This is a genomic window from Pseudofrankia saprophytica (assembly GCF_000235425.2).
Taxonomy (GTDB): Bacteria; Actinomycetota; Actinomycetes; order Frankiales; family Frankiaceae; genus Pseudofrankia; species Pseudofrankia saprophytica.
In genome coordinates, this window is sequence record NZ_KI912267.1 from 392150 (window position 1) to 404065 (window position 11916).

Below are 11916 nucleotides of genomic sequence, written 5' to 3' on the forward strand. Positions count from 1 at the left end.
GTGGGTGACAGCCGTCCGAAGGCATGGCACGGGCAGGGCGCGGACCGGACACGGACGGGGCGACGAACCTAGGCTGGGGCCGCGGGGACAGGGCGTTCAGGGAGGCAGCCGCGTGACCAGCAGCGCCAGTACGGCCACCGCCGTCGACGAACCGTTCACGGGCCTCGTCGGTCTCCATCACCTGCAGCTGGCGATCCCCGCCGGCGCGGAGGATGCCTGCCGGGCGTTCTGGGCCGGGCTCCTCGGCCTCTCCGAGGTGCCGAAGCCACCGCCGCTGGCCGCCCGCGGTGGTGCCTGGTTCCGCGGCACGGGCTTCGAGCTGCACGTCGGCGTCGACCCGGCCTTCACCCCCGCGACCAAGGGCCACCCGGCGATCCTCGTCGGCGACCTCGACGCGCTCGCCGAGCGGCTGGCCGCCGCGGGCGTCGCGGTGACCTGGTCGCACGACTTCCCCGGTCACCGCCACTTCTACAGCCCCGACCCGGTCGGCAACCGGATCGAGTTCATCTCCCCCGACCCGGCGTCCTAGCCGCGGCCGGTCAGCCGCCGCCCGCGCGGGACGACGGCGGGGCCGGTGGACCGTAGGGGGAGCCCTCGGGGACGTCACGCAGGTCGATGTCCGCGACCGTCCTCGCCGCGAACAGGGCCTCGACCTCGGCGGGCGGGCAGCCGAGCTCGGCGAGGATCTCGCGGGTGTCGTGGCCGACGAGCACGGAACGCGACGGCGGGCGGCCCGCGTCGCGGCTCCAGGTGCCATAGCCGCGGACGACGTGGAACCGGCCGAACCGGGGGTCGTCGATGAGATGGGTGAAGCCGTTCGCGCCGAGGTGCTCGTCGGTCACGTGGTCATCCCCCATGACGGCGCGGACGGCGGGAACGCCACGCGCCGCGAGCTCGGCCGCGGCCGTCCGGACCGTCCGCGCCGCGAACGCCGCGGCGACGGCGTCGACGAGCTCGTCGGCCTCGAGGACCCCGTCGCCGCCGAGGGCCCCGAGGGCGGCGAGCAGGTCGCGGGTCCGCGCCGCGGTCACCGCGGCGACGGCGATCCAACCGTCGGCGCACCGGTAGTAGCGGTGCCCGCCGGTGGGGCCGGGGAAGTTGGTGGCGCCGCGGGCCGGCTCGGGGCGGCTGGCGAACTCGGTGAGCTCGGGCGCCTGCAGGTAGGTCGCCGTGTTCGCCAGGCTCAGGCTGAGCCGCTGGCCCGCGCCGTCGCGGTCGCGGGCGTAGAGCGCGGCGAGCACCCCGAGGGCGCCGAGCACGCCGGTGCCGGTGTCGTTGAGCGGGATCGGGGTGAGCACCGGGTCACCGTCCCCGCCCTGCGCGTCGGCGAGGCCGGACAGGCCCTGGAACACCGGGTCGAAGCCGGGCGCGCTGGCATAGGCGCTGGCGTGGCCGTACGCGGAGACGCTGCAGCGCACCAGGTCGGGCCGCGCCGCTGCGATCCGCTCGGGTGGGAGGCCGAGCTTCTCCAGCCGCCCGGGCCGCATGTTCTCGACGAGGACATCCGCGCTGGCGAGCAGCCGCAGCAGCAGGTCCGCGCCGCCGGGGCGGGCGATGTCGAGCGCCAGGTCGCGCTTGTGCTGGCTCGCGACCAGCACCGACATCGGGAACGCGCGGAACGGGTCGCCGTCCGGTGGCTCGACCTTGATGACGTCCGCGCCCCAGTCGGCCAGGACCTCCCCGATCAGGGGTCCCGCGAGGTAGGAGGACAGGTCGACGATGGTGACGCCGCGCAGCGGCAGGTCCGCGCCGTCGCCGGCGGCCGGCTCGCCCCCGCGGGTGCCGGTGGCACCACCGGCGGCAGGCGTCTCGGCGGCGGACGTCTCGGCGGCGGACGTCTCGGCGGCGGACGTCTCAGGGGCCCGCCAGAGCTCGTCGTCGGGGCCGAGATCCAGGCCGGTGACGGCGAAGGCGCCGGGGGTCGCGGGGGTGCCGCCCAGGTCGACCGGGAAGCCGGGCATCCTGACGGTGCCCAGCGCGGGGTGCTGGCGCTGGACGAAGCTCCGGTTGGCCTCGGTGATGTCGCGGTCGGCCCATTCGGCGCGGGTCGCGATCGGCGCGCAGGGCACGTCGGCGGACGCGAACAGGTCGAGCCACTCACGCAGCGGCCGCTTGCGGAACTCCTTCTCCAGCTCGTCGGCGACCAGCTGGCCGCCCTCGTCGTACACGAGGACCTTGTTCCAGTCGCCGTCGACGCCTGGGAGCACGAGGACGTCCATCCGGTCCATGGCGTCCAGGGCACGGAAGAAGATCTCCGGTACGAGCGCGGCCAGGTAGAGCCAGCGGCCGTCGCCGGCCTGGTAGATACGCCAGAACGGAACGCCCCGGCCCGAGCGGTTGCCCTTGACAACCGGCTGGTCGAGGCCGACCTGCGTCATCATGCCCAGCTGGGCGGCGGCGGCGTGCAGCCCGCTGACGGTGACGGCATGCCCGCGGCCGCCCTCCCGGCGCCGGCCGAGCAGCGCGGCGACGGCCGCGGCGGCGGCGAGGGCGCCGTGCAGCTGGACGATCGTCGCGGCGACGGGAGCGACGGGGCAGTCGCGCGTCGCGGGGTTGCGGGCCGCGGCCCCGCCGAGGCCGGCGAGCAGCAGCGGGTCCTCGGCGACCTCGCGCCATTCGCCGTGCTCGCCGTAGGGCGGCAGCCACACCTGGTTCAGCCCCGGGTGCCGCTCGGCGAGGGTCGCGGCGTCAAGTCCCAGCTCGGCCAGCCGGCCGGGGGTGTGGTCGACGATCAGCACGTCCGCCCCGCCGGCCAGCCGGGCGACGTCCTCGGCGGTCATCCGGGCGACGCGCTTGCCCCGGTCCCACAGCAGCCCCGCGGCCAGCTCGTCGGGCTCGGCCGGCTTGTCGGCCAGCGTCGAGCCGGGTGGAGCCGCGAACCGTGCCCTGACCACGTCGGCCCCAAGGTCCGCGAGCAGCATCCCCGCGACCCGGCCGGCCCGGGTCACCGAGGCCTCGAGGACCCGGACCCCGGCTAACGCGGGAAGCCGATCACCCGCCTGTGCCTCGCCGGCCGCCCCAGCTCCAGCCGCCATGCGCCCCACCGCCTCACGACTCGTGCCCACCCGGAGCGGCGCCGGCTCCACCAGGCACGGCCGCCGGCACCCGCGTCGTCCCCTGTCGTATCAGCGAACCGCCTGACCGGCATCAAAAGGCGTCGCCCGTCCCCCGCTCCGGGCCATCCGACCCCAACGCGCGCGCCCACGAGCCGCCGCGAGTTCGCCGCCGCGACGCGGCCTCCGGGCCGCTCAGGACTGGCCTTCGTCGGACTGGCCTTCGTCGCCTTCCAGGGCGGCGAACCAGCCGACCCAGCGGCGCTGGCCCGGGGTCTCGACAGCGCGAGGGCGGTAGTGACGCCGGGTCCAGGCCACGGCGTCGGTCGCCGGGTGGCCGGCGAGGATCGCCATGCAGGCCAGCACGGTGCCGGTCCGGCCGGTGCCGCCGCCGCAGGCGACCTCCACCCGCTGCCCAGCGCGGGCGAGCGCGTACGCCTGCCTGATCGCCACGGCCGCCGCCCGGGGGTCGCGCGGCGTCCGGAAGTCCGGCCAGTCGAGCCACGCCGCCGCCCACGCCGGCTCCTGCTCGACGGCTCGGCGCGCCGACGCCCGCCGCGGCAGCCCCCGCGACCGTCCGAGATAGAGCCCGAACTCGGGGAGTGGCCCGCCCGGCAGTCCCTCCCTGCGCCCGCGGCCTCGGATGTACGTGCCATCCGGGAGTTGGATGGCTCCGGTCAGTCGCGAGGTCACACCCGTAGTGTGCCTGCCGGTCACGCACCGCCGTCGCGGGGTGGTCAGTATGCGGGCTAACCGGGTCACTTCCGCCACGTCTCCGGGCCCACACCGCGCCCGCCGCCCTGCTGACCGGACAGGCATCGTCTCCGCTCCGCGTCCGGGGAAGCGGGCGGGACGGCGGTGACCCGGAGGCTCGTGGGTGAGGTTTTCCCCAGTACGGATTGGTGGGTCTGCGCGGTCGTGCGGCCGGGCACGGCGATCTACGGTCGAGACGACGTTCCGGCTGACGGGACGGACGGCGCGCGCTGGACGCGCGCCGGCGACGACAGATAGCGGGACGCGAACGATATGACGACGCGACGACTCCCCCGGCGGGCGCAGCCCCGCGCGGGCACGGACAGGCCGGCCTCGGCGGCCTCCGAGCCGGGGACCGGCGGGTGGGCCCGATGACCGGCCCGGCCGGCGGCGGCCTCGAGGCCGGGCCACGCCCCCCGGGGGCTCCCGTGCATGCCCTGGCCGCCGCGCTGCGCGCGACCTACTCGCGGCGCAACTGGCTGGCGACGGTGTTCACCGCGCAGACGTTGCTCTTCGGGACGGTCACGTTCGCCGTGACGCTCGCGTTCGGCATCGCCGGCGTGTCGTCCTCGTTCTTCATCGTCATCGGGCTGCCGCTGCTGTGGGTGGCGCTGGCCGCCGCCCACCAGTTCGCGCGGTTCGAGTCGTGGCGGTACCAGGCCTACCTGGGCGAACGGCTGCGCCTGCGGGCGAAGCCGGTGCCCGCGGGAACGCCGGCCGGGAGGATCGGGCGGGCCTGGTCGCGGATGTGGGCCCGGATGTCGGCCGGCGGCAGCTGGCTGGAGCTCCTGTGGGCGCTGATCGTGCTGCCGGTGCTCGGCTGGGCTGGCGGCTGGATCGTCGCTACCGCCTGGGGCGGAGGTCTCGCGTTCCTGCTGTTCCCGGCCTACGGGCACCTCCTCGGCAACGGCGGACGGCTGGTCGGGCTGGACCTCGGCTACGGCGGTTCCGTCGCCGTGCACGTGGTGGTCGGCGTCGTCGCGCTCCTCGCCGCGCCGTGGCTCGCCCGCGGGCTCGCCGCCCTGCAGCTGGCGATCGGGCGCAGGATGCTCTCGCCCAGTGAGACCGCCGCGCTGACCCAGCGGGTGGCGGACCTGGAGTCCAGCCGCGCCGGCATCGTCTCGGCCACGGCCGCCGAGCGCCGCCGGATCGAGCGCGACCTGCACGACGGCGCGCAGCAGCGGCTGGTGAGCGTCGCGATGACGCTCGGCCGGGCGCAGGAAAGGTTCACCGAGGACCCTCAGGGAGCGCACGAGCTCGTCACCGAGGCGCACGCCGAGACCAAGCGCGCCCTCGTCGAGTTGCGTGACCTCGCCCGCGGCCTGCACCCGGCGGTGCTCACCGACCGGGGCCTGGACGCCGCGCTCGCCGGCCTCGCCGCCCGCTGCCCGATTCCGGTGACGCTCGAGGTCGACGTGACGCCGCGGCCGTCGGCCGAGGTGGAGGCGGTCGCCTACTTCTTCGTCGCCGAGGCGCTGACGAACGTGGCCCGCCACGCGGACGCCGCGTCCGCGCGGATCACGGCGCGCCGGGTCGACGGCCGACTGGCGGTCGAGGTCAGCGACGACGGCCACGGCGGGGCGAACGAGCGCGGCGGCACCGGCCTGTCGGGGCTGCGCGACCGGGCCCTCGCGGTCGACGGCACCCTCTCGGTACGCAGCTCCCCCGGCGAAGGCACGACCCTGCGACTGGACCTGCCATGCCAGAACTGAACCAGCCCGAGCCAGTCCCCACGCCGGCCACCCGGCCCGCCTCCGAGGGAGACCGCACGATGGCCGCCACGGCCGACCCGACGTCCACCGCCACGGCCACCCCCACGCCAGCGCCAGCGCCAGCGGCCTCGCACCGCGGCGCCCGCGGCACGCTGCTCGTCGTCGGGGCGCTGCTCGCCGTCGCGCTGGCGATCGGCGCCGGTCTGCAGGCCGTCAACCTGACCACCGGGCAGGAACGGCGCGACGAGCACGTCACCCTGCCTGCGTCGGTCGACCGGCTGGAGGTGCGGGCGTCGTCCGGCAACCTCACCCTCACCGCCGCCGCGGGCGACCAGGCGGTCGTCGACGCCAGGCTCTCCGGCACGGTCCACCCGCCCGCCCTGAAGGTCGACATCGACGGGCACACGGCTCGGGTGCACACCGACTGCTCCTGGCAACTGCTGCTCAGCTGCGACGCCACGCTGCGGCTGGCCGTCCCGGCGGGGGTGACCGTCGTGGCGCGATCCTCGTCCGGCGACGTCCGGGCGGTCGGCCTGACCGGTTCGATCGATCTGCACACCTCGTCGGGCAACGTGGTTGCCGACGGCTGTTCCGGCACGGCCAGGCTGACCACGTCGTCCGGCGACGTGCGCGCCACCCGCCTGCGCGCCCAGACCGTGTACGCGCACTCGTCGTCGGGGGACGTGACCGTCAACCTCACCGTCGCGCCGACGGACGTGGAGGCCGCGACGTCGTCCGGCGACGTCCGGGTAACCGTGCCATCCGGTTCGGAGACGTATGACGCGACCGCGCACACCTCGTCCGGGAGCGACTCGGTCCGGGTCGCCGCCGACCCGCGGTCATCCCGCCGGATCGAGGTGAGATCCAGCTCCGGCGACGTCTCCATCCGCTACGCGGGCGCCGATGAGGCGTCGTAGCGGGTGCGGATCAGACCCAAAGGCCCGAGGTGTCGTACAGCGGACACCGCGGCGGTGATCGGGCCCGGTGAGCAGGGGCACTACGATCGCCGGTATCGCACGGCGGTCGCCGATGCCGAGCCGAAATACGCAATAACCGCTGCCACAGCTCTGTGGAAGCGCGAAAATATACTTTTCGCACCCCTGATGGCCCAAGGATTGCGTGGGTGGTCCCATGCCTCACGACCGTGGTCCGCACCACCAGGAAGACCCAGACCATAGACACGACGCGCTCCATCAGGGCGACGAGGCGCCCCACGTGACTCGGTCCGTCGTGGGCCGGCGGTTCTTTCTCGCCGACCCACGTTCGCAGACCGCGCCCGGACGCGTCCGGCTCAGCGAGATCGCGGACGAGCTGGCCGACCCGGCCGCCGCCGTCCGCTGGTACCGCAGGCTCGACCTCGGGCCGCTGACCGAGGTCGCCGCGCCGCACGCCCGGCTCGCGGCGCTGCTGTCAGGCGACCCGCCGGGGGATGACGCCGACGCGGCCGGCCGGTGGGTGCGGGCCGAGCTGGAGGCGCGCGGCCTCGGCTGGCTGCGCGACACCGACCAGCGGTTCGCGCACGCCAGGCGGGCCTGGGACGCTCTCTACGCCGCGCATCATGGCGTCGCCGAGGCCGTCGCCCAGGTCGAGCCGATGGGCAACGCGCTGCGGGTGTGCCGACTCGGGGAGCTCGCCTACTCGGCGTCCGAGCCGGGCTGGCGCGAGCTCGCCGACGCGGCGGCCGCCAGGCCGATGGTCCCCGCGGAGATCTACCGCTCCCAGCGGGAACGCCGGCTGCGCCCGCCCGACCAGGTGGTCCAGACGGTCGCGGTCCCGCTGGCCGGCGGTGAGCTCGACCGGGCCGCGCTCAGCCCGGCCGCGCTCACCGCCGGCGCCGGTGCTGGCACCGGCGAGGACAGCTAGAACCAGCCGCGGCGGGCGCCGAGGTGCTGGAGCTGCTCCTGGATCTGGTGGGTGAGGCGGCCGCGGTCGAGGTCGCCGTGGCCGACCCGCAGGCGGCTGAGCGCGTCGCCACCGGAGTGGAGCAGCCCGCCGCGGCGGTCGGCCTCCAGGACGATGTCCATGCCGTGGTCGTCTACCAGGAAGGTGACCTCCAGCTCCTTGATCCGGCGGCTGTACTCGCCGGACGGCTTGAGCTCGATCTCCTGGTAGAACGGCAGCGACGAGCCGCCGACGTGGCCCTTCTCGACGTCCGCCGAATGGAAGTGGAAGCCTAGGTCGCCTAGCGCGGCGAGCACCGCCTCCTGGATCGGCAGCGGGTGGATGGAGACCGGGTCGAGGTCACCGGGGTCGATCGCGCCGGGGATCGCCAGCCTGGTGCGGACGCCGACCTTCATGCCCTTCAGGTGCCAGCCACCGACGTCGGTGATCGGCGTCTGCCACGGGACCGGCAGCTGGAACCGGCCGTTGACCTGCTGGCCGGGCGCGATCGTCAGGTTGCCGCCGATCTGCTGGGTGCCGAACGGGACCTGTTCGTAGTAGGTGCTGTCGTCGCGCTCGATCTCGACGGTCGCCTCGAGCGCGACCGTGATCGACTCGATGCGCTGCTCGACCTTGCCGCCGGTCACCGTCGTCGTGCCGGTGACGACCGCCCCCGGCCTCGTCTGGTCGTGGTCCAGCACGGTCTCCACCTCGGCGGCCCCGACGCCGAGCCGAGACATGAACCGCTTCATTCCCATCGCGCAAACCTTCCGACCGAGCGGAGTACCACCCTGAACTTCTATTCGGCACTCGTTGTACCGGGCGGCGTCCATGGGCCGCCAGCGGGGGTCGGTCAGGCGACAGCGGCCAGGTGGATCAGGCGCGCGGCGCGGGTTGGGTCGGCCCGCCGTCACCGTCAGGCGGGCAGGACCCCGGCGGCGCCGGCGAGCAGGGCGTGGCCGGCCGCGGGGTCGCCGCTGACGGTGGTCACGCACGCGGCGGTCTCCGCCGGGGTGCGCCGGCCGGCCGCGAGCAGGCAGAAGTCGACGACGTCCAGCCGCAGCTCGGCCACCGGTGGCGGATGGCCGGCGGCCGGGTCCGGCGCCACCAGCGGCGGACGGCCAGGGCCGACCAGCCAGCGGCCGACCACGACCGGGTCGTCCCCGGGCCGCTCGCGGTCGGCGCGGTCGCGGTCGCGGTCGGCACCGGCGTCGCGGTCGTCCGGGCCCTGGTCTCGCCCCGCCGGGCGGCCGGTGGTCAGCGTCAGCGCCAGCGGGCCGTCCGCGAGGCCGGCTCCGCGGTTCGGTCGCCAGCGAATCCGGTGGAGCGCGAGCGTGGTCGCGGCGCGCAGCTCGGCCGCGTCGAGCGCGGGGAGCCGGACTCCGGCCACCGCCGCGAGCGCGTCCCCGTCGAGCCAGGTGGCGAGCATGCGGGAGGTCAGGTGGTCCTCGACGGGCGCCGTCCAGCCGAGCGCGTCGACCAGGATGCTCGCCGACTCCGGCTCCCGTCCCGCGAGCCACGCGCACAGACCGCGCGCGCCCTCGTGCCAGGTCTGCCACAGCAGCACCGGCGGCCAGAACACCGGGGGCCAGAACACCGCCGGCCAGTAGGAGGCCGACCGGCCCGGCCCCGTCCGGGTCGCCTGGCCGCCCGCGCGTGCCGCACCGACCCCGTCGGCGGTCGCGCCGGCGCCACCGCCGGCGGTGGCGCCCGGCTCGGCCTGGTCCGTCGACCCGGTTTCGCCGTCCGGCACCGTTGCGCCGCCGAGGCCGGTGCCGGCACGGGGGATGCCCTGCTCCCGGTCGTCGGCGGCCGGGTGGGCGAGGACGCCGGCGACCGGGATGCCGATCGCGCCGGCCAGCGCGGCGTCCAGCCCGGCGAGGCGGGCGACCACCTCGCGGGGCGTGCGGCCGTCGCCGTCCGTCGGGCGGTCCCAGTCGCCGGGGGTGAGCTCCGCGAGCACCCGGTCGACGGCCGCGATCCAGGCGGCGAACGGGGCGGCGTACGAGGGCGCGGCCGCGACGGCTGGCCGCCGCGCGAGCGCCGCGGCCAGCAGCGCCGTCCGTGGGTCGGCCTGGACCTCGCCCATCGGGCCGGTCGACGGCCGGGCCGGGCGAGAGCGGGCCCCAGACCTGCCCGATCGGATTCGCCAATCCGGCAGGAACCCTGGCACGGCCTCGGGCCCACCCGGTCGCGCCGGCTCGTCGGCTGCCCGCGACCGCTCGGTGGCGAGCCGGCCGACCTCGGCGGCCAGTGCCTGGGCGAGCGCGTCGTCGTCGGCCGGGAAACGCAGCGGATGCTCCCAGACCTCGACAAGCGCGGCGCGCGCGACGGCCGCGGCGGCCAGCGGCGGCTGGCCGCCGGCGGCGGCGATGGCGAGCAGTCGGTCGCCGTGGCGGGTGTAGGCGTCGGCGAGCGCTGTCGGGTCGCCGACGACCAGCTGGTGCCGCGGCGAGACGCCGACCGCGGCCGGTCCCACGCCGAGATTCGCCGGCGGGTCCGCCGGGCGCTCGGGGCGTTGGGAGCCGGTCGTCGCCACCGGCGCAGTGTCGCATGCAACAACGCCCCGATCGCCATACGATCGCGATCTGCCCGACCAGAGCAACGCGGAGCCACAGCTCCACCCCGCCAACACGCTCTCCCAACCCCTCGCGGCGTCGAAACGCCGCAAGGGCCACCGCGACACCGACCGGTCGAAGGCAGGAGGACCGCCTGCAGCGGCGCGAAATCCGCGGACATCCCCGGACGTAACCCGATAGAGTTCGCCTTCGTGACCTGCATCGTCGGGGTGGAGAACAACGGGCGGGTCGTGATCGGCGGTGACAGCGCCGGCATCGCCGGCTGGTCGGTGACCGTCCGCGCGGACACCAAGGTCTTCCGCAACGGGCCGTACGTCATGGGATTCACCGACTCGTTCCGAATGGGCCAGCTGCTGCGCTACAGCCTGGTCCCACCGGTGCCGCACACCTGGGACGTCGACCGTTTCATGGCGACCGACTTCGTCGCCGCGGTCCGCGACTGCCTGCGCGACGGCGGCTACGCGCGCAACGACTCGGGCAACGAGAGCGGCGGTTGTTTCCTGGTCGGCATCCAGGGCCGGCTCTACCGGATCGACTCGGACTTCCAGATCGGCCGCAGCGTCGACGACTACTTCGCCGTCGGCGCCGGCGAGGACTTCGCCCGCGGCTCGCTGCACGGCAGCGCCGACCTGCCGCCCGACGAGCGGGTCCGCAGGGCGCTGGCCGCGGCCGTGCACCACTCCACCGACGTCCGCGGGCCATTCCACCTGGTCTGGGACCCGGAGGAGTCCCCGAACCAGAGCTGACGGCGCGCCCCGCGGGCTGACCGCCCCGTCAGCGGTTGCCGCGGCCGAGGCGTTCGGCGGCCAGGGCGGCCCAGGCGGACGGGCCGGTGAGCGGGGTGAACCTGGCCGCGGCGTCGGTGAGGGCGGCGTACTGGTCGTCGGTGAGCTCGAGATCGGCGGCGGCCGCGTTGGCCTCCACCTGGGCGACGCTGGACGCACCGGGAATGGCGATCACACACGGCTGGTGGATGGCCCAGGCGAGCGCGACCTGGGCGCAGGTCGCGTCGTGTGCCGCGGCGACCTCGCGCAGCACGTCGAGCAGCGGGGCGAGCCGGGCCAGGTTCTCGGTCAGGAACAGCGAGTTGGTCGCCCGGATGCCGCCGGACGGGCGATTGGTGACGTCGTAGCGGCCGGAGAGCAGGCCCTGCGCGAGCGGGCTGTATGCGATGATCAACCGGCCGGTGCGCTGCGCGTACGGGATCAGCGCGTCGTCGGCGGCGCGCCGGACGAGGCTGTACTCGACCTGGTTGGACAGCACCGGCGAGCCGAGCGCCGCCTCGGCGGCCTGCCACCGGGCCAGCGAGTAGTTCGAGACGCCGACCTCGCCGACCAGCCCGACGTCGAGCAGCCGGCGCATCCCGCGCATCGTCACGGAGTCGGCGACGATCGGGTTCGGCTGGTGCACCTGGTAGAGGTCGATCGTGCGGACGCCGAGGCGCCGCGCGCTCGCGACGCCGCGCTGCTCGACGACCGCCGGCGCCGGCACCAGCGGGAGGAGCTTCGTCGCGAGGAACACGCCCTCGGTCGCCTCCTCGCCGGCCTCGCGTAGTGCCTCGCCGACGATGCGCTCGCTGCGGCCGAACGCGTAGATCTCGGCGGTGTCGATCACGGTGATCCCGAGCTCAAGCGCCCGGCGCAGGATCAGGCGGGCCTCCCGGTCCGCGTAGTCGGCGCCGTAGCCCCATTCCCGCGACCCGAACTGCCAGGTCCCCAGCCCGATCTTCGAGAGCTTCTTCCCGCTCCTGACGGCGTCCCCGAGCCCCGTGACGTAGCGCATGCCCCAAGTCAACGCCAAAACCCGGCCGGCCGTCCCCCGACCGGCGAACCATTCCGGACCGGGCGGCCTCAACCACCTCAATCGCCCGAGCACCACGGCTTCCCCGGTCCGCTTGTGGGTGGCCGGAGGGTCGCATATCGTCCGGGCCTGTCACTG

10 protein-coding genes are annotated in these 11916 nt (G+C 75.3%); 5 read left to right on the forward strand and 5 right to left on the reverse strand.

Translation table 11 applies throughout. From position 1 onward, the window contains the following. Window positions 1-112 precede the first annotated feature (112 nt). Window positions 113-529, forward strand: coding sequence for a VOC family protein (locus tag FRCN3DRAFT_RS0236195; protein ID WP_007516122.1), 417 nt, complete (start codon window positions 113-115; stop codon window positions 527-529). A gap of 10 nt (window positions 530-539) precedes the next feature. Here FRCN3DRAFT_RS0236195 and FRCN3DRAFT_RS0236200 read toward each other — a convergent pair whose 3' ends face one another. Further along, window positions 540-3035 (reverse strand): CoA transferase, encoded by a 2496-nt coding sequence (locus FRCN3DRAFT_RS0236200; protein ID WP_007516123.1) that lies wholly within the window; start codon window positions 3033-3035, stop codon window positions 540-542. Between the two features lie 213 nt (window positions 3036-3248). After that, complete coding sequence (locus tag FRCN3DRAFT_RS47950) at window positions 3249-3746, reverse strand: protein-tyrosine phosphatase family protein (RefSeq protein WP_035931118.1); 498 nt, start codon at window positions 3744-3746, stop codon at window positions 3249-3251. Between the two features lie 431 nt (window positions 3747-4177). Between FRCN3DRAFT_RS47950 and FRCN3DRAFT_RS0236210 the strand changes: the two genes are divergently transcribed. The 3 genes from FRCN3DRAFT_RS0236210 (at window position 4178) to FRCN3DRAFT_RS0236220 (ending at window position 7381) form a co-directional block, all read left to right on the forward strand. After that, window positions 4178-5518, forward strand: coding sequence for a sensor histidine kinase (locus FRCN3DRAFT_RS0236210; RefSeq protein ID WP_007516126.1), 1341 nt, complete (start codon window positions 4178-4180; stop codon window positions 5516-5518). Window positions 5519-5577: 59 nt separating this feature from the next. Continuing rightward, on the forward strand, window positions 5578-6435 hold the full coding sequence (locus tag FRCN3DRAFT_RS0236215) for a DUF4097 family beta strand repeat-containing protein (RefSeq protein ID WP_232794357.1): 858 nt from the start codon (window positions 5578-5580) through the stop codon (window positions 6433-6435). A gap of 298 nt (window positions 6436-6733) precedes the next feature. Next, window positions 6734-7381 carry a hypothetical protein gene (locus tag FRCN3DRAFT_RS0236220; protein WP_007516128.1) on the forward strand — a complete coding sequence of 216 codons (648 nt, stop codon included), beginning with the start codon at window positions 6734-6736 and terminating at the stop codon, window positions 7379-7381. Here FRCN3DRAFT_RS0236220 and FRCN3DRAFT_RS0236225 read toward each other — a convergent pair. Together FRCN3DRAFT_RS0236225 and FRCN3DRAFT_RS0236230 are read right to left on the reverse strand one after the other, a co-directional pair. Further along, entirely contained in the window at window positions 7378-8157 is a 780-nt protein-coding gene (locus FRCN3DRAFT_RS0236225; RefSeq protein ID WP_007516129.1) for a sporulation protein, read from the reverse strand. The two genes, FRCN3DRAFT_RS0236220 and FRCN3DRAFT_RS0236225, sit on opposite strands and share 4 nt — an antisense overlap. A gap of 158 nt (window positions 8158-8315) precedes the next feature. Continuing rightward, window positions 8316-9938, reverse strand: coding sequence for a hypothetical protein (locus FRCN3DRAFT_RS0236230; RefSeq protein ID WP_007516130.1), 1623 nt, complete (start codon window positions 9936-9938; stop codon window positions 8316-8318). Between the two features lie 231 nt (window positions 9939-10169). Between FRCN3DRAFT_RS0236230 and FRCN3DRAFT_RS0236235 the strand changes: the two genes are divergently transcribed. Next, complete coding sequence (locus tag FRCN3DRAFT_RS0236235; protein WP_007516131.1) at window positions 10170-10724, forward strand: Ntn hydrolase family protein; 555 nt, start codon at window positions 10170-10172, stop codon at window positions 10722-10724. Between the two features lie 28 nt (window positions 10725-10752). Here the strand turns inward: FRCN3DRAFT_RS0236235 and FRCN3DRAFT_RS0236240 are convergent, their stop codons facing one another. Continuing rightward, a complete protein-coding gene (locus FRCN3DRAFT_RS0236240; protein ID WP_027141252.1) occupies window positions 10753-11760 on the reverse strand; it encodes an aldo/keto reductase in 1008 nt (335 codons plus the stop codon). Window positions 11761-11916 lie beyond the last annotated feature (156 nt).

Excerpts from the sequence above, each read along its gene's own strand:
- FRCN3DRAFT_RS0236200 (WP_007516123.1), bottom strand. The coding sequence starts at position 3,035 with ATGGCGGCTGGAGCTGGGGCGGCCGGCGAGGCACAGGCGGGTGATCGG.
- FRCN3DRAFT_RS0236210 (WP_007516126.1), top strand. The coding sequence starts at position 4,178 with ATGACCGGCCCGGCCGGCGGCGGCCTCGAGGCCGGGCCACGCCCCCCG.
- FRCN3DRAFT_RS0236215 (WP_232794357.1), top strand. The coding sequence starts at position 5,578 with ATGGCCGCCACGGCCGACCCGACGTCCACCGCCACGGCCACCCCCACG.
- FRCN3DRAFT_RS0236225 (WP_007516129.1), bottom strand. The coding sequence starts at position 8,157 with ATGGGAATGAAGCGGTTCATGTCTCGGCTCGGCGTCGGGGCCGCCGAG.
- FRCN3DRAFT_RS0236240 (WP_027141252.1), bottom strand. The coding sequence starts at position 11,760 with ATGCGCTACGTCACGGGGCTCGGGGACGCCGTCAGGAGCGGGAAGAAG.